Origin of the sequence: Streptomyces botrytidirepellens (assembly GCF_003721215.1) — a bacterium.
Taxonomy (GTDB): domain Bacteria; phylum Actinomycetota; class Actinomycetes; order Streptomycetales; family Streptomycetaceae; genus Streptomyces; species Streptomyces himastatinicus.
In genome coordinates this window covers 59,822-82,519 of sequence record NZ_RIBZ01000111.1, presented here as the reverse complement: position 1 = coordinate 82,519, position 22,698 = coordinate 59,822, and the positions used below count along the sequence as shown (strand labels likewise).

The 22,698-nt window shown below is 72.7% G+C and carries 17 protein-coding genes; 15 read left to right on the top strand and 2 right to left on the bottom strand.

Features of this window, described 5'->3' with window-relative positions:
* Nucleotides 1-233 precede the first annotated feature (233 nt).
* The 15 genes from EEJ42_RS08785 (at nucleotide 234) to EEJ42_RS08715 (ending at nucleotide 19,063) form a co-directional block, all read left to right on the top strand.
* Nucleotides 234-1,793 carry a sugar ABC transporter ATP-binding protein gene (locus EEJ42_RS08785; RefSeq protein WP_123099405.1) on the top strand — a complete coding sequence of 520 codons (1,560 nt, stop codon included), beginning with the start codon at nucleotides 234-236 and terminating at the stop codon, nucleotides 1,791-1,793.
* Complete coding sequence (locus EEJ42_RS08780) at nucleotides 1,787-2,845, top strand: ABC transporter permease (protein ID WP_246096248.1); 1,059 nt, start codon at nucleotides 1,787-1,789, stop codon at nucleotides 2,843-2,845. The genes EEJ42_RS08785 and EEJ42_RS08780 overlap by 7 nt, the downstream gene beginning before the upstream one ends.
* Nucleotides 2,842-3,906, top strand: coding sequence for a substrate-binding domain-containing protein (locus EEJ42_RS08775; RefSeq protein WP_123099404.1), 1,065 nt, complete (start codon nucleotides 2,842-2,844; stop codon nucleotides 3,904-3,906). Before EEJ42_RS08780 ends, EEJ42_RS08775 begins: the two co-directional genes overlap by 4 nt.
* 53 nt (nucleotides 3,907-3,959) lie before the next feature.
* Nucleotides 3,960-5,177: a Gfo/Idh/MocA family protein gene (locus EEJ42_RS08770; RefSeq protein ID WP_425472862.1), complete on the top strand. Its 1,218-nt coding sequence runs from the start codon at nucleotides 3,960-3,962 to the stop codon at nucleotides 5,175-5,177.
* Between the two features lie 13 nt (nucleotides 5,178-5,190).
* A complete protein-coding gene (locus tag EEJ42_RS08765; protein ID WP_123099403.1) occupies nucleotides 5,191-6,192 on the top strand; it encodes a sugar phosphate isomerase/epimerase family protein in 1,002 nt (333 codons plus the stop codon).
* A gap of 773 nt (nucleotides 6,193-6,965) precedes the next feature.
* On the top strand, nucleotides 6,966-9,404 hold the full coding sequence (locus tag EEJ42_RS08760; protein ID WP_246096246.1) for a PQQ-dependent sugar dehydrogenase: 2,439 nt from the start codon (nucleotides 6,966-6,968) through the stop codon (nucleotides 9,402-9,404).
* Between the two features lie 81 nt (nucleotides 9,405-9,485).
* Nucleotides 9,486-10,853: a ThuA domain-containing protein gene (locus tag EEJ42_RS08755; protein ID WP_123099401.1), complete on the top strand. Its 1,368-nt coding sequence runs from the start codon at nucleotides 9,486-9,488 to the stop codon at nucleotides 10,851-10,853.
* Nucleotides 10,854-11,139: 286 nt separating this feature from the next.
* The gene (locus tag EEJ42_RS08750) at nucleotides 11,140-12,228 is read left to right on the top strand and encodes an inositol-3-phosphate synthase (RefSeq protein ID WP_123099410.1); all 1,089 of its coding nucleotides are present in this window, start codon (nucleotides 11,140-11,142) and stop codon (nucleotides 12,226-12,228) included.
* Complete coding sequence (locus EEJ42_RS08745; protein WP_123099400.1) at nucleotides 12,225-13,091, top strand: SCO3242 family prenyltransferase; 867 nt, start codon at nucleotides 12,225-12,227, stop codon at nucleotides 13,089-13,091. The genes EEJ42_RS08750 and EEJ42_RS08745 overlap by 4 nt, the downstream gene beginning before the upstream one ends.
* The gene (locus tag EEJ42_RS08740) at nucleotides 13,088-13,978 is read left to right on the top strand and encodes a sugar phosphate isomerase/epimerase family protein (protein WP_123099399.1); all 891 of its coding nucleotides are present in this window, start codon (nucleotides 13,088-13,090) and stop codon (nucleotides 13,976-13,978) included. Before EEJ42_RS08745 ends, EEJ42_RS08740 begins: the two co-directional genes overlap by 4 nt.
* Nucleotides 13,978-14,571, top strand: a complete 594-nt coding sequence (locus EEJ42_RS08735) for an EboA domain-containing protein (protein WP_425472863.1) — start codon at nucleotides 13,978-13,980, stop codon at nucleotides 14,569-14,571. The genes EEJ42_RS08740 and EEJ42_RS08735 overlap by 1 nt, the downstream gene beginning before the upstream one ends.
* Nucleotides 14,571-15,449, top strand: a complete 879-nt coding sequence (locus EEJ42_RS08730; protein WP_123099397.1) for a TatD family hydrolase — start codon at nucleotides 14,571-14,573, stop codon at nucleotides 15,447-15,449. Before EEJ42_RS08735 ends, EEJ42_RS08730 begins: the two co-directional genes overlap by 1 nt.
* 4 nt (nucleotides 15,450-15,453) lie before the next feature.
* Nucleotides 15,454-16,638, top strand: coding sequence for a metabolite traffic protein EboE (eboE, locus tag EEJ42_RS08725; RefSeq protein ID WP_123099396.1), 1,185 nt, complete (start codon nucleotides 15,454-15,456; stop codon nucleotides 16,636-16,638).
* Nucleotides 16,635-18,029: an alkaline phosphatase family protein gene (locus tag EEJ42_RS08720; protein ID WP_123099395.1), complete on the top strand. Its 1,395-nt coding sequence runs from the start codon at nucleotides 16,635-16,637 to the stop codon at nucleotides 18,027-18,029. The genes eboE and EEJ42_RS08720 overlap by 4 nt, the downstream gene beginning before the upstream one ends.
* A 23-nt stretch (nucleotides 18,030-18,052) precedes the next feature.
* Nucleotides 18,053-19,063 (top strand): sugar phosphate isomerase/epimerase family protein, encoded by a 1,011-nt coding sequence (locus EEJ42_RS08715; protein WP_123099394.1) that lies wholly within the window; start codon nucleotides 18,053-18,055, stop codon nucleotides 19,061-19,063.
* Between the two features lie 13 nt (nucleotides 19,064-19,076).
* Here EEJ42_RS08715 and EEJ42_RS08710 read toward each other — a convergent pair whose 3' ends face one another.
* Together EEJ42_RS08710 and EEJ42_RS08705 are read right to left on the bottom strand one after the other, a co-directional pair.
* The gene (locus EEJ42_RS08710) at nucleotides 19,077-20,468 is read right to left on the bottom strand and encodes an OFA family MFS transporter (RefSeq protein ID WP_123099393.1); all 1,392 of its coding nucleotides are present in this window, start codon (nucleotides 20,466-20,468) and stop codon (nucleotides 19,077-19,079) included.
* A 78-nt stretch (nucleotides 20,469-20,546) separates the two neighbouring features.
* A complete protein-coding gene (locus EEJ42_RS08705; protein ID WP_123099392.1) occupies nucleotides 20,547-22,697 on the bottom strand; it encodes an acetate--CoA ligase family protein in 2,151 nt (716 codons plus the stop codon).
* Between the last annotated feature and the right edge of the window lies 1 nt (nucleotide 22,698).

Here is a 22,698-nt window from a genome sequence, read left to right as displayed (position 1 = left end):
GGGCTTGGCACCGGCAGCCTCTCCGGCGTTTGAGGAGCGGGGGCCGGGGCGGAGCCCCGGGATCGGGGAGGGGCGGGGTGGGGGAGAGCAGCAGCCGCACCACCCGCACGGCACCAGCAAACGGCAACCCCGCACCGCCACAGCCCCGCAACCCGCAACCCGGCACCGCCACAGCACCCGGCACCGCCACAGCACCCGGCACCGCCACAGCGACCCGCCCGAGGAGGCTCGCCATGGCACCACCCGAACCGCGTCAGACGAACCCGCCCCCGCTCCTCACCATGTCCGGCATCACCAAGTCCTTCCCCGGCGTACGGGCCCTCGACGGCGTCGATCTCGACGTCCAGGCGGGCGAGGTGCACTGCCTGCTGGGGCAGAACGGCGCGGGCAAGTCCACGCTGATCAAGGTGCTGGCCGGAGCCCATCAACCCGACGGTGGCGAGATCGTCTGGCAGGGCGCGCCGGTCACCCTCAAGTCGCCCGTCGCCGCCATGCGCCTCGGCATCGCCACCATCTACCAGGAACTCGACCTGGTGGAGGGCCTGTCCGTGGCCGAGAACATCTTCCTCGGCCACGAGCCCGCCACCGCGGGCTTCGTACGGTCCCGGGCCGCCCGGGCCACCGCCGCCGAGCTGCTGGCCCGCCTCGGCCACCCCGAGATCGACCCGCGGCGGCTGGTGGGCGAACTCTCCGCCGCCGCACAGCAGATCGTGTCCATGGCCCGCGCCCTCTCGCACGACGTACGGCTGATCGTCATGGACGAGCCGTCCGCCGCGCTCGACCCGGACGAGGTGGACAACCTCTTCCGTATCGTCGGCGACCTCACCACCGGCGGCGTGGCGGTCGTCTACATCTCGCACCGGCTGGAGGAGATCCGCCGCATCGGCGACCGCGTCACGGTGCTGAAGGACGGCCGCGCCGCCGCCCGCGGGCTGCCCGCCCGTACGACGCCCACCCGTGACGTCGTCGCGTTGATGACGGGGCGTGATGTCGAGTACGCGTTCCCGCGCCGGGCCCCGCAAGAAACGCAAGAATCGCAAGGAACGCGAGAACCACAGGAACCCGTGCTGCGGCTCCAAGGACTGGCCAGGACAGGGGAGTTCGAGCCGGTGGACCTCGACCTGGCGCCCGGCGAGATCGTGGGGCTCGCCGGACTCGTCGGCTCCGGCCGGTCCGAGATCCTGGAGACCGTCTACGGCGCCCGCCGCCCCACCGCGGGCCGCGTCCTCGTCGACGGGCGCCCGCTGCGCCCCGGCAGCGTGTCCGCCGCCGTGCGCGCCGGGCTCGGGCTGGCGCCTGAGGAGCGCAAGGCGCAGGCGCTGCTGATGCTGGAGTCCGTCACCCGTAACGTCTCCGTCTCCTCCCTCGCCCGCTTCTCCCGGGCCGGGTGGCTGGACCGCGGCGCCGAGCGGGCGGCGGCCCGCCGCAGCGTGCGCGATCTGTCGCTGCACCCGGACGACCCGGAGCGGCCGGTGCGCACGCTGTCCGGCGGCAATCAGCAGAAGGCGGTGCTGGCGCGCTGGCTGCTGCGCGGCTGCCGGGTGCTGCTGCTGGACGAGCCCACCCGCGGGGTGGACGTCGGCGCCCGCGCCGAGCTGTACGCGGTGATCCGCCGCCTCGCCGACGACGGCATGGCGGTGCTGCTGGTCTCCAGCGAACTGCCCGAAGTCCTCGGCCTCGCCGACCGGGTGCTGGTGCTCCGCGAGGGTCGTGTCGTGCATACGGCGCCCGCGGGCGAACTGGACGAGCACCGCGTCCTCGATCTCGTGATGGAAGGGAGCCCGTCGTGCTGAACTCTCCCGGAGGCGCCGACACCGGGTCGGACGCCGTCCCCGGCGCCGCCGCCACGCTCACGAAGGCGGCCGGGCCCGGCCCCGCCGCCGGACCACCGGCCAAGGGCGGCGCCCTCAGACGCCTCGCCGACGTCCGCAACCTCTCCCTCCTCGGCGTGCTCGCCGTCCTCGTCGTCGTGGGCGGCATCACCAAGCCCGACGCGTTCCTGAGCACCGACAACCTGCAACTCGTCCTCACCCAGGCGTCCGTCATCGGTGTCGTCACCGTCGGCGTGACGTTCGTCATCACCAGCGGCGGCATCGATCTGTCCGTCGGCGCGATCGTCGCGCTCGCCTCGGTGTGGGCCACCACGCTCGCCACCCAGGACTACGGTTTCGGCGGCATCCTGATGTGCGCCGTGCTCGTGGGGCTCGGCTGCGGCCTGGTCAACGGTGTGCTCATCGCGTACGGCAGCGTGGTCCCGTTCATCGCCACCCTCGCCATGCTGGCCTCCGCGCGCGGCCTCGCGCTCCTGATCAGCGACGGCAAGACGCAGGTCGTCACCGTCAAGCCGGTCCTGGACCTCGGGCTCCGCGACTCCTACGTGCTCGGCATCCCACCGCTGGTAATGATCTTCGCCGCGGTCACGGTCCTCGGCTGGCTGCTGCTGGGCCGTACGACCTTCGGGCGGCGCACCGTCGCCATCGGCGGCAACCCGGAGGCGGCCCGGCTCGCGGGCATCGACGTACGGCGCCAGCGGCTGCTGCTGTACCTGCTGTCCGGGCTGTGCTGCGGCATCGCCGCGTTCATGCTGGTTGTCCTCACCGGCTCCGGCCAGAACACCAACGGCAACCTGTACGAACTCGACGCCATCGCCGCCGCCATCATCGGCGGCACCCTGCTCAGCGGCGGCCGCGGCACCATCACCGGCTCCGTCCTCGGCGTCCTCGTCTTCACCACCATCACCAACCTCTTCGCCCTGAACAACCTCCAGAGCGATGTCCAGCAGATCGCCAAGGGCGCGATCATCGTCGCCGCCGTCCTGGTACAGAAGGGTCGTTCGACGTCATGAACCACACCCCGAACCACACTCCGGGCACCATCCCCAGCCGCAGAAACCTCCTCCTGGGCACCGCCGCGGCGGGCGCGCTGTTCGCGGCCGGCTGCACCAGCAACGAGAACAACGACAGCAAGGACGAGGGCAAGCAGCCCGCCGGCGCCGCCGACAAGAAGGTCGGCAAGAAGGTCACCATCGGCTTCGCCGGGCCGCAGGCCGACCACGGCTGGCTCAACGCCATCAACGAGCAGGCCAAACGGCGCGCCAAGGAGTACCAGGACGTCTCGCTGGTCAGCACGGAGGGCTCCAACGACACCGCCCAGCAGATCGGGCAGATCGAAACCCTCATCAACAAGAAGGTCGACGTCCTGGTCATCCTGCCCGCCGACGGCAAGGCGCTCACCCAGGTCGGGCTGAAGGCCATGGAGTCGGGCATCCCCGTCGTCAACCTCGACCGCGTCTTCGCCTCCCCGCAGGCGTACCGCTGCTGGATCGGCGGCGACAACTACGGCATGGGGCTCAACGCCGGCCGCTACATCGGCGAACAGCTCAAGGGCAAGAAGAACGCCAAGGTGGTGGAGCTGGCCGGGCTGGACAACCTGGAACTGACCCGCCAGCGCACGGCCGGTTTCGACGACGCCCTCAAGAACTACCCCAACATCAAGAAGGTGGGCCGCCAGGCCGCCGAATTCACCGTCGAGTCCGGCCAGTCGAAGATGGCCCAGCTGCTCCAGGCCCACTCCGGCTTCGACGCCCTGTGGAACCACGACGACGACCAGGGCGTCGGCGCCGAACGCGCCATCCAGCAGGCCGGACGGGACGACTTCCTGATGGTGGGCGGCGCGGGCGCCAAGCGCGCCATGGACGCCATCAAGGCCGACAACACCGTCCTCAAGGCCACCGTCCTGTACCCGCCGACGATGGCCGCCTCCGCCATCGACCTGGCCCGCGCGCTCGGCCAGGGCAACGGCGTCGGGGGCCTGGCCGAACTGGAGATTCCCGCGTCCCTCACCCTCTACTCGGCCGTCGTGACCAAGGACAACGTGGACGAGTACCTGCCCACGGGATTCAGCTGATTCGGCCAGGCCCCATCTCCCCCTCGCATCCACCGCGATCTGAGAGGAGCCTCATGGAAAACCCCGAAGCGCAAGGCACCGAAGCGCAAGGCGCCGAAGCGCAACAGGCCGGAGCACACGGCCTCGGCGTCGGCATGGTCGGCTACGCCTTCATGGGCGCCGCCCACTCCCAGGGCTGGCGCACCGCGGCCCGCGTCTTCGACCTCCCCCTCCGCCCCGCCATGGCCGCCATCTGCGGCCGCGACCCGGACGCCGTCCGCGCCGCCGCGGACAAACACGGCTGGGCGGCCGCCGAGACCGACTGGCGCGACCTGATCGCCCGGGACGATGTGCAGCTGGTCGACGTCTGCACCCCCGGCGACAGCCACGCCGAGATCGCGATCGCCGCCCTGGAGGCCGGCAAGCACGTGCTGTGCGAGAAGCCCCTCGCCAACTCGGTCGCCGAAGCGGAAGCCATGGCCGACGCGGCGCGCCGCGCCCGGGCGCGCGGACAGCGGGCGATGGTGGGCTTCAACTACCGCCGTACGCCCGCGATCGCGCAGGCCCGCCGCATGGTGGCCGACGGCCGGATCGGCGTCCTGCGCCACGTACGGGTCACCTACCTCCAGGACTGGATCGTGGACCCGGAATTCCCCCTGGTGTGGCGGCTGCGCCGGGAACTGGCGGGCTCCGGCGCGCTCGGCGACCTCGGGGCGCACATCGTGGACCTCGCGCAGTACCTGGCGGGGGAGCGGCTGGTCGGCGTCTCGGCGCTCACCGAGACCTTCGTACGGGACCGTCCACTCCCGGGCGCCGCGAACTCCGGTGGTGCGGCGGCGCGCGGCGCGGTCACGGTCGACGACGCCGCCCTGTTCACCGGTCGGCTCGCCTCCGGCGCGCTGGCCTCCTTCGAGGCCAGCCGCTTCGCCGCCGGGCGCAAGAACTCGCTGCGCATCGAGCTGAACGGCGACCACGGCTCGCTCGCCTTCGACCTCGAACGGCTCAACGAGCTGTCCTTCCACGACCACACCGCCCCCGCCGCCGACTCCGGCTTCCGCCGCATCCTCGTCACCGAACCCGACCACCCCTACCTGGAGGCCTGGTGGCCACCCGGCCACGGGCTCGGCTACGACCACACCTTCGTCCACCAGGCGCGCGACATGGTGGCGGCCATCGCCGCCGGAACGGACCCCGAGCCGTCCTTCGAGGACGGGCTCCAGGTGCAGCGGGTGCTGGCCGCGGTCGAGGACAGCGCCGAGAAGAACTGCGTCTACACACCCGTGCCCGCCTGAGGAGGAGGCCCCCATGCCCAGACCCTTCACCCTCTTCACCGGCCAGTGGGCGGACCTGCCACTGGAGGAGGTCTGCCGCCACGCCCGCGACTTCGGCTACGACGGCCTCGAACTCGCCTGCTGGGGCGATCACTTCGAGGTCGACCGCGCGCTCGGCGAGCCCGGCTACCTCGACGGGCGCCGCCGGCTCCTCGACAGGTACGGCCTCCAGTGCTGGGCCATCTCCAACCACCTGGTCGGCCAGGCCGTCTGCGACCACCCCATCGACGAACGCCACCGGGCCATCCTCCCCGCCCGGATCTGGGGCGACGGCGACGCGGAAGGCGTACGGCAGCGTGCCGCCGCCGAAATGGCCGACACGGCCCGCGCCGCGGCCGCCTTCGGCGTACGCACCGTCATCGGCTTCACCGGCTCGTCCATCTGGCACCTGGTCGCCATGTTCCCGCCGGTGCCGCCCGGCATGATCGACCGCGGCTACGAGGACTTCGCCACGCGCTGGAACCCCATCCTCGACGTCTTCGACGCCGAGGGCGTGCGCTTCGCCCACGAGGTCCATCCGAGTGAGATCGCGTACGACTACTGGACGACCCACCGCGCCCTCGAAGCCGTCGGCCACCGCCCCGCCTTCGGCCTCAACTTCGACCCCAGCCACTTCGTCTGGCAGGACCTCGACCCGGTCGGCTTCCTGTGGGACTTCCGCGACCGGATCTACCACGTCGACTGCAAGGAGGCCCGCCGCCGCCTCGACGGCCGCAACGGCCGCCTGGGCTCCCACCTCCCCTGGGGCGACCCCCGCCGCGGCTGGGACTTCGTCTCCGCGGGCCACGGCGACGTGCCCTGGGAGGACGTCTTCCGCATGCTGCGCTCCATCGCGTACGACGGTCCGATCTCGGTGGAGTGGGAGGACGCGGGCATGGACCGCCTGACGGGTGCCCCCGAGGCCCTGCACCACCTGAAGTCCTACGACTTCGACCCCCCGACCTCCTCCTTCGACGCCGCCTTCGGCACCGACTGAGGCCCCGCCGGGCCGCCTCTTCCCCCCCACCCCGCCCCTTCCCGAATCCGGGGGCAAGCCCCCAGCCCCCGGCCCGGCTGCGGCGCGTTCTCCGCCGGGCGCGGGGTTCTCGGCGCGCCGGGGTTGGGCTCCCGCCCGTGCCCGGGGCCGCGGTCGGTGCTGGTCCAGTGGAGGCGCTGCCAGGCATTGGCGCGGCGCCCTGGCCGGACCCGGGCCTGAACGGTGCGCCCTGGGGTCCCGGGGGCTGGGGCCTGCCCCCAGTTCGGGAAGGGGCGGGGTGGAGGAGGTGCCGCCGTGCCGCACCACTTCCTCCCGGCAGGGTTGCGCCCGGCTCGGCGGCGTGGTTGCCGGGTTTCGGGCCACGCCAGGGCCGGGCACCGGGCCGCCTGTCCGGGGCGGGGGTTGGGGGTCTGCCCCCGGCCCAGCGGGGGTGGTTGCCGGGGTGCGGGGCCACGCCGGGGCCGGGCGCCGGGCTGCCAGCCACGGCACCGGGGGTCCGGGGGCTTGCCCCCGGTTTCGGGGAGGGGCGGGGTGGGGGAAACCGCGCCGCGGCCACCCACCGGCTTTGTCCTCCCCGCGGACCAAGCCAACCCACCCCGTGTCAAAGGGGTTTCCGAACCGGACAAACCCCGCTACCGTCCTTGAGATGTACCGGTCACATGGGGCCCCTCACCCCGAACCGGTCACCGAACGGCGCGACGGCGCGCGCCTGTGCCAGGTCGGGCGGCCAACGGCCCCCGTCCGTACACCCCCTCTTTTCCCGGAGGATCAGCGTGCACAGGAAACGGCATGGACTGCGCGGCTCCCTCGCGCTCCTCACGAGCTCCCTGCTCGTGGGCGCGGGGCTCGCGTTCACCGCATCCCCACCAGCGGGAGCGGACCAGGCGGAGGAGAAGTTCCAGCAGGTCACGCTCGCCAAGGGCGCGGCCGAGACCGGTGAGCCCATGTCGCTCGCCGTCCTCCCCGACCGCTCGGTGCTGCACACGTCCCGCGACGGCACCCTCCGCCTCACCGACGCGGGCGGCGACACCAAGGTGTCGGGCAAGCTCCCGGTCTACTCGCACGACGAGGAGGGGCTCCAGGGCGTCGGCATCGACCCCGGGTTCGCGGAGAACCGCGCCATCTACCTCTACTACGCGCCCCCGATGGACACCCCCGCCGGCGACGCCCCCAACGAGGGCACGGCAGCCGACTTCGCGAAGTTCGACGGCGTCAACCGCCTGTCCCGCTTCACCCTCAACACCGACGGCACCCTGAACACCGCCAGCGAGAAGAAGATCCTCGACGTCCCCGCATCCCGCGGCACCTGCTGCCACGTCGGCGGCGACATCGACTTCGACGCCGACGGCAACCTCTACCTCTCGACCGGCGACGACACCAACCCGTTCGCCTCCGACGGCTTCACCCCCATCGACGAGCGCCCCGACCGCAACCCGGCCTACGACGCGCGCCGCTCCGCGGGCAACACCAACGACCTGCGCGGCAAGATCCTCCGTATCAAGGTGGCCGCGGACGGCTCGTACACCGTCCCGGACGGCAACCTCTTCGCGCCCGGCACCGAGAAGACGCGTCCCGAGATCTACGCGATGGGCTTCCGCAATCCGTTCCGGATGAACATCGACAAGCCGACCGGCACGATCTACGTCGGCGACTACGGGCCGGACGCGGGCGCCGCCGACCCGAACCGCGGCCCGGCGGGCATGGTCGAGTTCGCGCGTGTCACCAAGCCCGGCAACTTCGGCTGGCCGTACTGCGTCGGCGACAACAAGCCGTACCGGGACTACGACTTCGCCACCGGCACCTCCGGTCCGGCCTTCGACTGCGCCGCGCCGAAGAACACCTCGCCGCACAACACCGGGCTGACCGACCTGCCGCCCGCCCAGCCCGCCTGGATCCCGTACGACAACGACTCGGTGCCCGAGTTCGGCACCGGTTCCGAGTCGCCGATGGGCGGCCCGGTCTACCGTTACGACGCCTCGCTCGACTCGCCGGTCAAGTTCCCGGAAGGCTACGACGGCGACTTCTTCGCGACCGAGTTCGGCCGCCAGTGGATCAAGCGGATCGAGCAGGGCGCCGACGGCACCGTGGAGAAGATCAACGACTTCCCGTGGACCGGCACCCAGGTGATGGACTCCGCCTTCGGCCCGGACGGCGCGCTGTACGTCCTCGACTACGGGCTGAACTGGTTCGGCGGCGACGAACACTCCGCCCTCTACCGCATCGAGAACGCCACCGACGGCTACTCGCCGATCGCCGAGGCCGCCGCCGACCGCACCTCCGGCAAGGCGCCCATGAAGGTCGCGTTCAGCTCGGCGGGCACCGCCGACGCCGACGGCGACACGCTCACGTACCGCTGGGACTTCGGCGACGGCCACACCTCCACCGCGCCCAACCCCACCCACCGGTACACCAAGAACGGCACCTACACCGCCACCGTCACCGCCACGGACCCCACCGGCCGCAGCGGCAGCGCCGGCGTGCACCTCACGGTCGGCAACACCGCCCCCACGGTGACGCTTCAACTCCCCGGTGACGGGCAGCTGTTCACCTTCGGCGACGAGGTGCCGTTCAAGGTGAAGGTGACCGACCCCGAGGACCGGACCATCGACTGCGCCAAGGTCAAGGTCACCCATGTCCTCGGCCACGACAGCCACGGCCACCCCATCACCTCGGCCACCGGCTGCTCCGGCACGCTCAAGACCAGCGCCGACAGCGAACACGACCCCAACGCCAACATCTTCGGGGTCTTCGACGCCGAGTACACCGACAACGGCGGGGGCGGCCAGCCGTCGCTGACCACCCACGACCAGAACGTCGTCCAGCCCCGCCACCGCCAGGCCGAGCACTACGACGACTCCCAGGGCGTCTCCATCATCAGCCACGCCCCGGCCAACGGCGGCAAGACGGTCGGCGACATCGACAACGGCGACTGGATCGCGTTCACCCCGTATCTCCTCGGCAACGCCAAGGACTTCACCGCACGCGTCTCCTCCGCGGGCGCGGGCGGCACCCTCGACGTACGCGCCGGCTCCCCGACCGGGCAGCTGCTGGGCCGGGCCACCGTGCCGGTGACCGGCGGCTGGGAGACGTTCCAGGACGTCAAGGCGGCGCTGCGGAAGCCCCCGGCCCGCACCACCACGCTCTACCTCGTCTTCAAGGGCGGGGCGGGAGCGCTGTACGACGTGGACGACTTCACCATCGGCACCGGCTGACCGCCCGCCCGCAGCCCGGGGCGGCGGCACGCCCGCCCGCCCCGGGCCCGGGTCCGCACCCGGAGGAAGGAGTACCCGGCCATGCCCCCGCACCCCCGCCGCTCCAGACCCCGCCTCGCCCTCCTACGCGCATCCGCCGTGGCCGCCCTGCTGCTCGCCGCCACGGCCCTGCCCCCGGCGGCGGCCTCCGGCGCGCCCGCGCCCCGGGGTGACCGCGTCCTCGTCTTCTCCAAGACGGCCGCCTTCCGCCACGACGCGATCCCCGACGGCATCGCCGCCATCCGCGAACTCGGCGCACAGCACGGCTTCGCCGTCGACGCCACCGAGGACGCCGCCGCCTTCACCCGCGCCAACCTCGCCCACTACGACGCCGTCGTCTTCCTCTCCACCACCGGCGACGTCCTGGACGCCGCGCAGCAGTCCGCCTTCGAGCGCTACATCCGGGCGGGCGGCGGCTTCGCCGGGGTGCACGCGGCCGCCGACACCGAGTACGACTGGCCGTTCTACGGCGGCCTCGTCGGCGCGTACTTCAAGACCCACCCCGCCATCCAGCAGGCCACCCTCGCCGTCGAGGACCGCGCCCACCCGGCCACCGCGCACCTGGGCCCGGCCTGGCAGCGCACCGACGAGTGGTACGACTACCGCAGCAACCCGCGCGACCGGGCCCACATCCTCGCCACCCTCGACGAAACCTCCTACGAGGGCGGTGGGATGGGGGAGGACCACCCCATCGCCTGGTGCCAGGACTACCGCGGCGGCCGCGCCTTCTACACCGGCCTCGGCCACACCAAGGAGTCCTACGCCGACCCCGCCTTCCGGCAGCACCTGCTCGGCGGCATCCGCTACGCCACCGGTGCTCTTCAGGCGGACTGCCGCCCGGAGCGCGGCTACCGGCCCCTCTTCGACGGCACGTCGGTGGCGGGCTGGAAGCAGGCCGGACCGGGCGCCTTCGCCCTGGACCCGGCCACCGGCACCCTCACCTCGGCGGGCGGCATGGGCCTGCTCTGGTACGAGGCGCGGGAGCTGCGGTCGTACTCCCTGAAGCTGGACTGGCGGATGGCCGGGGCCGCCGGGGACGACAACTCCGGCGTCTTCGTCGGCTTCCCCGCCTCCGACGACCCCTGGTCGGCGGTCGACCGCGGGTACGAGGTCCAGATCGACGCGACGGACGCCCCTGATCGCACCACCGGCGCGGTGTACGGCTTCCAGTCCGCCGACCTGGCGAAGCGGGACGCGGCGCTGAACCCGCCGGGGGAGTGGAACACGTACGAGATCCGGGTGCGCGGCGAACGGCTCCAGGTCTGGCTCAACGGCGTACGGATCAACGACTTCACCAACCAGGACCCGGCCCGCAGCCTGCGCCGCGGCCACATCGGCATCCAGAACCACGGGGACGGCGACGAGGTCGCGTTCCGCAACATCCGCGTCAAGGAACTCCCGCCGTCCTGACGGACCCGACCGGCCCTGATCGGCCGCCCAACGGCCCGAGGGGAGCCGTAGGGCGGCATCAGGCGGCGGGGAGGAGTACGCCGCCTCCTCCCCGCCGCCGCGGGGGCCTACGGCCCCGGCAACGCCCGCAGCAACGCGCCGTACCCCGCACCACTCCGCGACCACCGCGTACCCGCGTATCCGCGCAACCGTCACACCCGGGAGGCAGCCCGTGACCACCGGCCCCGACACCCCGAACCCCCGCCAACACCCCACCGGCACCCCGGGCGAAGGTCTCCGCACCGGCATGTGGCTCATCGGCGCGCGCGGATCGGTCGCCACCACCGCCGTCGTCGGGTGTGCCGCCGTCGCGGCGGGGCTCCAGCCCGCGACCGGGATGGTGACCGAGACCGCGCCGTTCGCGGACAGCGGTCTGCCCGCGCTCGGCGATCTGGTCTTCGGTGGCCACGACACCGCCACCACCCCGCTCCCCAAGCGCGCCGAGGCGCTGGCCGCCGAGGGGGTGCTGCCGTACGGGCTCCCCGATGCCGTACGCGCCGAACTGACCGCCGCCGACGACGCGATCCGCCCCGGCGGCCCGCAGCCCGGGGACACCCGCGGCGACGAGGCGCTGATCGACGCCTTCGCCCACGACCTCGACGCGTTCCGCCGCAACCACGACCTCGCCCGCGTGGTCGTCGTCAACGTCGCCTCCACCGAACCCGTCCCCACCGACGGTGACCGGCTGCCGCCCAGCTCCCTCTACGCCTGCGCCGCGCTCCGCGCCGGGTGCCCGTACGTCAACTTCACCCCGTCCACTGGGCTGCACCACCCCCGCCTCCACGCCGAGGCCGCCCGCTCCGGACTGCCGTACGCCGGGCGCGACGGCAAGACGGGGCAGACGCTGCTGCGGTCCGTGCTCGCGCCGATGTTCGCGCAGCGCGCGCTGCCCGTACGGGCGTGGTCCGGCACCAACCTGCTGGGCGGCGGCGACGGCGCCGCGCTCGCCGACCCCGCCGCCGCGACCGCGAAGAACGCGGGCAAGGCGCGGGTCCTCGCCGACACCCTCGGCGAACTCCCGGACGGCGACCTGCACATCGACAACGTGCCCGCGCTCGGCGACTGGAAGACCGCGTGGGATCACGTCGCGTTCGACGGCTTCCTCGGCTCCCGCATGGTCCTCCAGACCATCTGGCAGGGCTGCGACTCGGCGCTCGCCGCGCCGCTCGTGCTGGACCTGGCGCGCCTCACGGCCCGCGCCCACGAGACGGGTCTCACCGGGCCGCTCACCGAACTCGGCTTCTACTTCAAGGACCCGGACGGTGGCCCGTCCGGCCTCGCCGACCAGTACGCGGCCCTGACCGGTTTCGCCGCCCGGCTGCGGGAGCGGTCGTGACGTCGGTGCGCGCCTGGGCGGAACTGCTCAGGGTCTCCGCCCTGTTCACGGTCCCCGGGGACGCCCTCGCGGGCGCGGCGGCCACCCGGGCCGCCCCGAACCGCGGCACCGCGCTCGCCGTGGGCGCGTCGCTGTGCCTGTACGAGGCGGGCATGACGCTCAACGACTGGGCGGACCGCGACCTCGACGCCGTCGAACGCCCCGGCCGCCCCCTGCCATCGGGCCGGATCACCCCGGCCGCAGCCCTGACCGCCGCGACGGGCCTGACGGGGGCGGGGCTGGTGTGCGCGGCGCTGGCGGGCCGCCGGGCGTTCGCCACGGCCGCGGCCCTGGCGGGCACGGTGTGGGCGTACGACCTGGGGCTGAAGAACACCCCGGCGGGCCCGTACGCGATGGCCACGGCCCGTTCGCTGGACCTGCTCCTGGGCGCCACGGCCACCTACGCCCCCGTCGCCCGCCAGGCCGTCGCCCCGGCCGCCCTCCTGGGCGCGCACACGCTCGCCGTGACCGGTGTCTCCCGCCACGAGACGACCGGCGGCTCGTCGAAGGCCCCCCTGACGGCCCTGGCCACGTCCGCGGCGATCACCTGCGCAACAACGACAAGCCCTGGGCGCACCACCACGAGGGTGCGCGCCGCCGCGCTCGCCGCCACCTACCTCGCCACCGTCGCTCGCCCCCTCGCGCACGCCGCGCTCAACCCTTCTCCCCACCTCCTCCAGCGCGCCGTCGGTGGTGGCATCCGGGCGATGATCCCGCTTCAGGCGGCGCTTGCCTCGCGGGCCGGGGCGGGGCGGGCGGGGATGGGGTTGCTCCTGCTGATGCCCGTTGCGCGGCGACTGTCCAGAAAGGTCAGCCCGACATGACGATCCCGACACCGGCCGCCGCCGACCTCCGTTTCGCCTACGGCACCAACGGGCTGACCGACCTCCGGCTCGACGATGCCCTCGCCCTGCTCGCCGACCTCGGCTACGACGGGGTGTCGCTGACGCTCGACCACATGCACCTCGACCCCCTCGCCCCGGATCTGGACGCCCGCGCCCGCCGGGTCGGGCAGCGACTGGCCCGGCTCGGGCTGACCGTGGCCATCGAGACCGGGGCCCGCTACGTGCTCGACCCGGGCCGCAAGCACCACCCCACGCTGCTCGATCCCGACGCCGGGGCCCGTGCCGCCCGGGTGGATCTTCTGGTGCGTGCCGTGCGGGTGGCCGCGGAGCTGGGGGCGCACGCGGTGCACTGCTTCAGCGGGGTGCGCCCGCCGGGGACGGCGGAGGACACCGCGTGGCGGCGGCTGGGCGATGCCCTCCAGCCGGTGCTGGAGGCCGCCACGTCCGCGGGTGTCCCGCTGGCCGTCGAGCCCGAGCCGGGGCATCTGCTGGCGGATCTCGCCGGGTTTCACCGGCTCCGCCGGGAGCTGGGCGATCCGCCCGCGCTCGGGCTGACGCTCGACATCGGCCACTGCCAGTGCCTGGAACCGGCCCCGCCCGCCGACTGCGTACGCGCCGCCGCGCCGTGGATCCGCCATGTGCAGATCGAGGACATGCGGCGCGGTGTGCACGAGCATCTGCCGTTCGGGGAGGGCGAGGTGGACGTCCCGCCGGTGCTGGAGGCGCTGCGCGCCATGGACTACCGGGGTCTGGTCGGCGTCGAGCTGCCCCGCCACTCGCACGCCGGGTCCGAACTGGCCCGCTCCTCCCTGGCGTACCTCAAGGCGGCGGAGCTCACGGCCGCGAGGGGAGGCGTCGCGTGCTGATCGCGGACCTGCGCACGACCGTACGCGACCACCTGGATCCCGACGCCGCCGCGTGGCTGGACCGCGCCCTCGCCGAGGCGGCGACCACTCCCCACTGGGAGGCGGACTTCGCCGCCGCGGCCCGCCACTGCCGCCGCAGCCATCATGGCGAACTCGCCGACGCCACCCGCGTCCTGCTCCTCCACGCGGCCCGCCCCGACATCCCCACGCTCACCCGCCTCTACACGCACGGCACGGCCGCCGAGCGCCGGGCCGTCCTCCTGGCACTGGCCCATGTCGAAGACATCGGCCCGGAGGCCCTCCCCCTGGTCGAGGACGCCCTGCGCACCAACGACACCCGTCTGGTGGCCGCCGCTGTCGGCCCGTACGCGGCGCGCCATCTCGACGCGCACGGCTGGCGGCAGGCCGTACTGAAGTGCCTGTTCACCGGGGTGCCCCTGGACGCCGTGGCGGAGTGGCCCGCCCGCGCCCGGGGCGACGCCGAGCTGGCCCGCATGCTGACCGACTACGCGCGCGAACGCACCGCCGCCGGGCGGGACGTGCCCCCGGATCTGACCCGCGTCCTGGCCCACACCACCCCCGAGGAGCCCTGATGCGCATCTTCGACCCGCACATCCACATGACCTCCCGCACCACGGACGACTACGAGGCCATGTACGCCGCGGGCGTGCGCGCCCTCGTCGAGCCGTCGTTCTGGCTCGGCCAGCCCCGCACCTCGCCCGCCAGCTTCTACGACTACTTCGACGCCCTCCTCGGCTGGGAACCCTTCCGCGCCGCGCAGCACGGCATCGCCCACCACTGCACGCTCGCCCTCAACCCCAAGGAGGCCAACGACCCCCGCTGCCTCCCCGTCCTGGAGGAGCTGCCGCGCTATCTCGTGAAGGACGGCGTGGTCGCCGTCGGCGAGATCGGCTATGACGCGATGACCCCCGCCGAGGACACCGCGCTCGCCGCGCAGCTCCAGCTCGCCGCCGACCACGGGCTGCCCGCCCTCGTCCACACCCCGCACCGAGACAAGGCCGCGGGCCTGGCCCGCACGCTCGACGTCGTCCACGAATCCGCCCTCCCCACCGACCGCGTCCTGCTCGACCACCTCAACGAGACCACCGTAAGGGCGGCCACCGACAGCGGCTGCTGGCTCGGGTTCTCGATCTACCCGGACACCAAGATGGACCCGGACCGCATGGTGCGCGTCCTGCGCGAATACGCCACCGAGAAAACCCGCATCCTGGTGAACTCCGCCGCGGACTGGGGCCGCAGCGATCCGCTGAAGACACGCCACGTGGGGGAGGCGATGCTGGCGGCGGGCTTCACCGACGACGACGTCGACCAGGTGCTGTGGCGCAACCCGGTGGCGTTCTACGGGCTCAGCGGGCGGTTGCACCTCGACGTCGAGGACACCACACCCCACGCCACCCACGAGGGGAACTCCATCCTCCGCGGCGCGCCCGTCACGACCAAGGGCCGGTGACCCCATGCGCTTCCGCCACCCCGACGGCTCCACCGTCCACCTCGCCTACTGCACCAACGTCCACCCCGCCGAAGACCTCGACGGCGTCGTGGACCAGCTCCGCCACCACTGCGAGCCGGTACGCCGCCGCCTGGGCCGCGACCGGCTCGGCATCGGCCTGTGGCTGGCCCGCGACGCCGCCCGCACCCTGACCGCCGACCCGGCCGCCCTGCGACGGCTGCGCACCGAACTCGACCGGCGCGGTCTGGAGGTCGTCACCCTCAACGGCTTCCCGTACGAGGGGTTCGGCGCCGAGGAGGTCAAGTACCGCGTGTACCGGCCGGACTGGACGGAGACCGAGCGGCTGACCCACACCGGCCACCTCGCCCGGCTGCTGGCCGCCCTGCTCCCGGACGACGTCACCGAGGGCAGCGTCTCCACCCTCCCGCTCGCCTGGCGCACCCCGTTCGACCCCGACCGGCGGCGGGCCGCGCTCGGCCACCTCACCACGCTCGCCTCGCGGCTCGACGCCCTCGAGGACCTCACCGGCCGTTCGATCCGCATCGGCCTGGAACCCGAGCCGGGCTGCACCGTCGAGACCACCGCCCAGGCCATCGACGCGCTCACCGCGCTCCCCGAGGGCGCACCCCGCCGCCGCATCGGCCTCTGCCTGGACACCTGCCACCTGGCGACGCAGTTCGAGGACCCGCACACCGCCACGGCCGCCCTCACCGCGGCCGGTGTTCCCGTCGTCAAGGCCCAGCTGTCCGCCGCGCTGCACGCCGAGGAGCCGCACCGCCCCGCCGTACGCACCGCCCTGGCCGCGTTCGCCGAGCCGCGCTTCCTGCACCAGACCCGCACCCGCACCCCCGCGGACGGCGTGCGCGGCACCGACGACCTCGACCAGGCCCTCGCGCCGGACGGGCTCGACACCACCGCCCCCTGGCGCTCCCACTTCCACGTGCCCCTGCACGCCCCGCCCGAGCCGCCGCTCACCTCCACCCTGCCCGTCCTCACGGACACCCTCGCCCGGCTGGTCGGCGGCCCGGCGCCGCTCACCCGCCACCTGGAGGTCGAGACGTACACCTGGCAGGCGCTGCCGCCCGAGCTGCGGCCCCGCAACCGCGACCGGCTGGCCGACGGCATCGCCGCCGAACTCGCCCTGGCGCGCGACCTGTTGACCGACCTCGGCCTCAAGGAGCTGCCGTGAGCGCCCCGGGGAAGCCCACCCCCCTCCTCGTCCTCGACGTCGTCGGCCTCACCCCGCGCCTGCTCGCCCACATGCCCCGGCTGCGCGCCCTGGCCGACTCCGGTTCGTACGCCCCGCTCGGCACCGTGCTGCCCGCCGTCACCTGCGCCGCCCAGTCGACGTTCCTCACCGGCGCGACCCCCGCCGAACACGGCATCGTCGGCAACGGCTGGTACTTCCGCGAGCAGGGCGACGTCCTGCTGTGGCGGCAGCACAACGGCCTGGTCGGCGGCGACAAGCTGTGGGACGCGGCCCGCCGCGCCCACCCCGGCTACACGGTCGCCAACATCTGCTGGTGGTACGCGATGGGCGCGGACACCGACATCACCGTCACCCCGCGCCCCGTCTACTACGCCGACGGCCGCAAGGAGCCCGACTGCTACACCCGGCCGCCCGCCCTGCACGACGAACTCACCGCCGCCCACGGCACCTTCCCCCTGTTCCACTTCTGGGGCCCGGGGGCCGATCTGGTCTCCTCCCAGTGGATCATCGACGCCACCCGCCACATCCTGCGCCACCACCCCACCGACCTCACCCTCACCTACCTCCCCCACCTCGACTACGACCTCCAGCGCCACGGCCCCGACGACCCCCGCTCGCACGCCGCCGCGGCCGCGCTGGACACCGCCCTCGCACCACTGCTGGACGATGCGCGGGCTCAGGGCCGTACGGTCGTGGCGCTGTCCGAGTACGGCATCACCCGCGTGTCCCGCCCCGTGGACATCAACCGGGCGCTGCGCCGCGCGGGGCTGCTGGAGGTGCACACCCAGGACGGCATGGAGTACCTGGACCCGGGAGCCTCCCGCGCGTTCGCGGTCGCCGACCACCAGCTCGCGCACGTCTACGTACGCCGCGCCGAGGACCTGGCCGCCACCCGGGCCGCCCTCGACGGCCTGCCGGGGCTCGCCGAACTCCTCGACGACGAGGGGAAGAAGGCGCACGGCCTGGACCATCCCCGCGCGGGGGAACTGGTCGCGGTGGCCGAGCCGGACGCCTGGTTCACGTACTACTACTGGCTGCACGACGACCGCGCGCCCGACTTCGCCCGGCTGGTGGACATCCACCGCAAGCCCGGCTACGACCCGGCCGAACTCTTCCTCGACCCCGTCGACCCGTACGTACGCGTCAGGGCGGCCACCGCGCTGGCCCGCAAGAAGCTCGGGATGCGCTACCGGATGGCCGTCGTCCCGCTCGATCCGTCCCCGGTGCGCGGCAGCCACGGCCGGTTGCCGGACCGGGACGAGGACGGGCCGGTGCTCCTCTGCTCCCGGCCGGACGCCGTGCCCGGCCGGGTGGCCGCCACCGACGTCAAATCGCTGCTCCTCCGCCTCGCCGGTCTCGACAACACCTGACCCAACCGACAGGAGACACGCACGTGACAAGCGCCCAGCACCCGGAACTCGCCGCCGCCCTCCGCCGCCGGAGATTCCTCGGCGTCGCCGCCGGAGCCACCGCGGCCACCCTGCTCGGCACCACCACCGCGCACGCCACCGGCGGCGGCAGGGGCGGCCCGATCGTGCCGCGCGGCCACCTCGGCATCCAGCTCTACACCCTCCGCGACCAGGTGCAGTCCCTCGGCTTCGCCCGCGTCTTCGAGGAACTGGCGGCTTACGGCTACGACCAGGTGGAGTTCGCCGGATACACCCAAGGGGCGGCGGGCGCCATCACCCTCAAGCAGCTGAAGCGGCTGCTGCGCGACAACGGGCTGCGCGGCATCGGCAGCCACGTCGGCTACTACTCCGACGACCCAAACGCCTACACCTTCGCCACCAACCTCACCAAGGTGCTGGACGACGCCCAGGCCCTCGGCCTGCCGCACGTCGGCACCGCGTCCGGCCCCTGGCGCTACGGCACGACGGTCGACGGCTGGAAGCGCTGCGCCGAGGACTTCAACACCTACGGCGCGGCCGCCAAGGCGCGCGGGATGAAGTTCTACCAGCACAACCACGCCGAGGAGTTCTCCTTCGCCACCGACCGGCCGGACGTCCGCCTCTACGACGTACTGCTCGCCGAGACCGACCCGGAGCTGGTCCACCTGGAGATGGACATCTACTGGGCGTACGTCGCACAGCACCGCTTCGGCAAACGCGCCGACGGCACCCCGGCGCCCTTCGAACCGCTCGACTACGTCCTGGCCGACCCGGACCGCTATCCGCTGTTCCACGTCAAGGACGGCGAGCGCGACGAAACCGTCCCCGACGGCTACCGCATGGTTGACGTCGGGGACGGTGACATCGACTACGTACGGTTCCTCGGCAAGGTCGGCAGGACCCACGGGGGGCGCCGGAACCACCACTGGATGGTGGAGCACGACAACCCGGCCGACTCGCTCACCACCGCCCGCCGCTCCGCCCGCTATCTGCGCACGGGGCGCTGCGGCGACTGAGCATGCGGATGACTCACACCGCCTCGCGGCTGATCGGCTGCGGGTTCGGGGCGATGTCCCGGACCCGCGTCCGGCCCGGCTGGCGCAGCAGCAGGGCGACCGCGGCGGCCAGCATGGAGATGCCGCCCGCGAGCGCGTACGCCCCGTCGTAGCCCCAGTCGTCGACCACCATCGAGCCGAGTCCGCCGCCGAACAGCCCGCTGATCAGCTTTCCGCTGTACACCAGGCCGTAGTTGGTGGCGTTGTAGTTCTCGCCGAAATAGTCCGGGGTCAGCGCCGCGAACATCGGGTAGAAGGCGCCGCCGCCGAATCCGGAGAGGAAGGCGAAGAACAGGAACAGCCACTCGCTGCGGATGTTGCCCGCCCAGATCACCCCGAATTGCGCGAGCCCCAGCACCACGATGACGAACACCAGGGTCGGCTTGCGTCCCCAGAAGTCCGAGAGCCACCCCACCAATCCGCGGCCCACGCCGTTGATGACGGACATGATGCCCATCGAGGAGGCCGCGACCAGCGGGCCGAAGCCCACTTCCTTGGCGTAGTCGACCTGGAAGGAGATGCCGAAGATGGACACCCCGGCGGTCAGCACGAGCGAAAGCCACATCAGCGGCAGCATCCCCGACCTGATGGCCTCCTTGGGCGTGTACTGACGCACCGCGGGCGGATTCTTCGCCAGGCTCCGCGCGCTCTTGGCGTTGCCGCCGAAGGTGAGCGGATCGATGTGCGCGGGCCACCAGTTCTTGGGCGGGTCCTTGAAGAACCAGCCGCAGAGCGCGACGACGGCCAGCACATAGACGCCGATGAAGTCGAGCACCCCGTGGTAATTGCCCGTGTCGAACCAGTAGTTGAAGATGAAGATGAAGGGCAGCGAGCCATAGGCGAAGCCGCCGTTCACAAATCCCGTCTTCGCCCCGCGCCGCTCCGGGAACCACTTGCCCACCATGTTGATGCAGGTGGCGTACACGAGCCCGGAGCCGAGCCCGCCGATGACGCCGAAGCCGCAGATCGCGGCGAAGACGTCGTCCAGATGCGATAAGGCGAGGAAGCCGATGAGGCAGAGCCCCGCCCCGGTCAGCATCGCCCGCCGGGCGGTGAGAATGCCCCTCTCCCGCAGCCAGCCCGCCGGAAAGGCGATCCCGGCCTGGAAGAAGACCCAGACGCTGAGGATCCAGAAGGTGTTGCTCTGGGTCCAGCCGTGGGCCTCCGAGAGCGTGTCCTCCGCGGATCCGTACGCGTACTCGGACACGCTGATGGCCATCATGGCGATCCACGGCAGATACACCATCAGCTTCCGGTTGAAGCCGAGGATGTCGCGGTCCGTCTCGCCGACGCGGTACACGCGCCCCTTCTTGTCCTGTACCTCCCGGAAAGCGGCTGTCCCTTCCGGTCGTTCTGCTGTGCTCATGTGCGTCCCCTTGGCTTCGAAGTAACCCGGCCGGCGCCCCCTGTCCCAGCTCTTCGTGCTCGCGGAACGGGTGTGGTGTTACGTGAGCAGTCCCGCCGACCGCGCCCAGCGGTATTTCGCGCCCAGCGCGGCCACCGGCTTTTCCGTGGTGTACGGATAGGCGACGACGCCGCGCTCGAAGAGGTACTGGCTCGCCTCCTCGACCTCGGTGTCGCCCGCGAGCGAGGCCACCACCGGTTTCGCGATGCCGCGCTCCCGGAATTCCGCCACCACCCGCGCGGTCAGTTCGGCGAAGACCATGGGCGGGGTGACGATGGTGTGCCAGTAGCCGAGGACGAGCGCGTGGATGCGCGGGTCCTCCAGGCCCAGCCGGATGGTCGCCTCGTACGTGGCGGGCGGCTCGCCACCCGTGATGTCCACCGGGTTCCCGGCCGCGCCGAACGGCGGGATGAAGCGGCGGAACGCCGCGTCCAGGTCCGGCGGGATCTCCATCAGCGACAGCCCGTTGTCCACGATGGCGTCCGACAGCAGCACCCCCGAGCCCCCGGCTCCGGTGATGACGACGACGTTGTCACCCTGCGGCACCGGCAGCACCGGCAGCGCCCGCGCGTACTCCAGCATCTCGTTCAGCCCCGGCGCCCTGATCACCCCGGCCTGCCGCAGGATGTCGTCGTACACCGCGTCGTCCCCGGCCAGCGCCCCGGTGTGCGACCCGGCGGCCCGCGCGCCCGCCGCCGTACGGCCCGCCTTCAGCACCACCACCGGCTTCCTCGGCACGGTCGCGCGCGCCGCCTCCACGAAGGCGCGGCCGTCCTTGAGGTCTTCCAGGTGCATCGCGATGCACTGGGTGTTCGGGTCCTCGCCGAACCAGGTGAGCAGATCGTCCTCGTCCACGTCCGACTTGTTGCCGAGCCCGACGATCGCCGAGACGCCGGTCTTCGTCGTCCGCGCGAAGCCCAGGATCGCCATCCCGATGCCACCGGACTGCGAGGTGAGCGCCACCGGCCCCTTGACGTCGTACGGGGTGCAGAACGTGGCGCACAGGTCCTGCCAGGTGGAGTAGTAGCCGTAGATGTTCGGCCCCAGCAGCCGGACGCCGTGCTCCTCGGCGATGGCCACGATCCGGTCCTGGAGCTCGTGTTCGCCGGTCTCGGCGAAGCCGGACGGGATCAGCACGGCGTTCGGGATGCCCTTGCGGCCGACCTCCTCCAGCGCGGCCGGTACGAACTTCGCGGGGATCGCGAAGACCGCCACGTCCACCTCGCCCGGCACGTCCGTCACCGACGCGTACGCCTTGCGGCCCAGGATGTCGTCGGCCCTCGGGTTGACCGGGTGGATCTCGCCGGGGAAGCCGCCGTCGATGAGGTTGCGCATCACCGAATTGCCGATCTTGCCCGGCTCGTTGGAGGCGCCGATCACCGTCACCGAACGCGGCCGCATCAGCCGCCGCATCGCGCCCAGGATCTCCTCGCGGGAGTAGCGGCGGCGGGCCGGTGGCGCGTCATCGCCGAGCAACAGCCGCACATCGGCGGCGAGCACCCCGCTCCCGGTCGCGAAGACCGGGTTGAGATCGACCTCGGCCACTTCGGGAAAGTCCGCGACCAGGTCCGACACCCGCACGATCAGATCGGCGAGCGCGTCCCGGTCCACCGGCTCCCCGCCCCGCACCCCGCGCAGCACCTCGGCGGCCCGGATCCCGTCCAGCATCGACAGCGCGTCGTCCCGGCTCGCCGGGGCCAGCCGGAAGGTGATGTCCTTCAGCACCTCCACCAGCACCCCGCCGAGCCCGAAGGCGACCACCTTCCCGAACGTCGGATCGGTGACCGCGCCGACGAGCACCTCCTGCCCGCCGCCGGGCACCATCTGCTGCACCTGCACGCCCTGGATGCGCGCCGTCGGGTCGTACGCGCGGGCGTTCGCGACGATCGCGGTGTACGCCCCGCGCACCTCGGCCGCCGAGCCCAGCCCGACCCGTACCCCGCCCGCGTCCGTCTTGTGCGAGATGTCCGGCGAGACGATCTTCAGCACCACCGGGAAGCCGATCCGGTCGGCGAGCGCCACCGCGGCATCCGCGGACTCGGCCAGCCCCTCGGCCGGGGTCGGTATGCCGTACGCGTCGGTGATCCGCTTGCCCTCGGGCGCGGTCAGCGCGGTGCGCCCCTCGGCGCGGGCGGCGTCCAGCACCGCGCGTACGGCGTCCGTGTCATACGTCCTGTCCTGCGTGCTCACC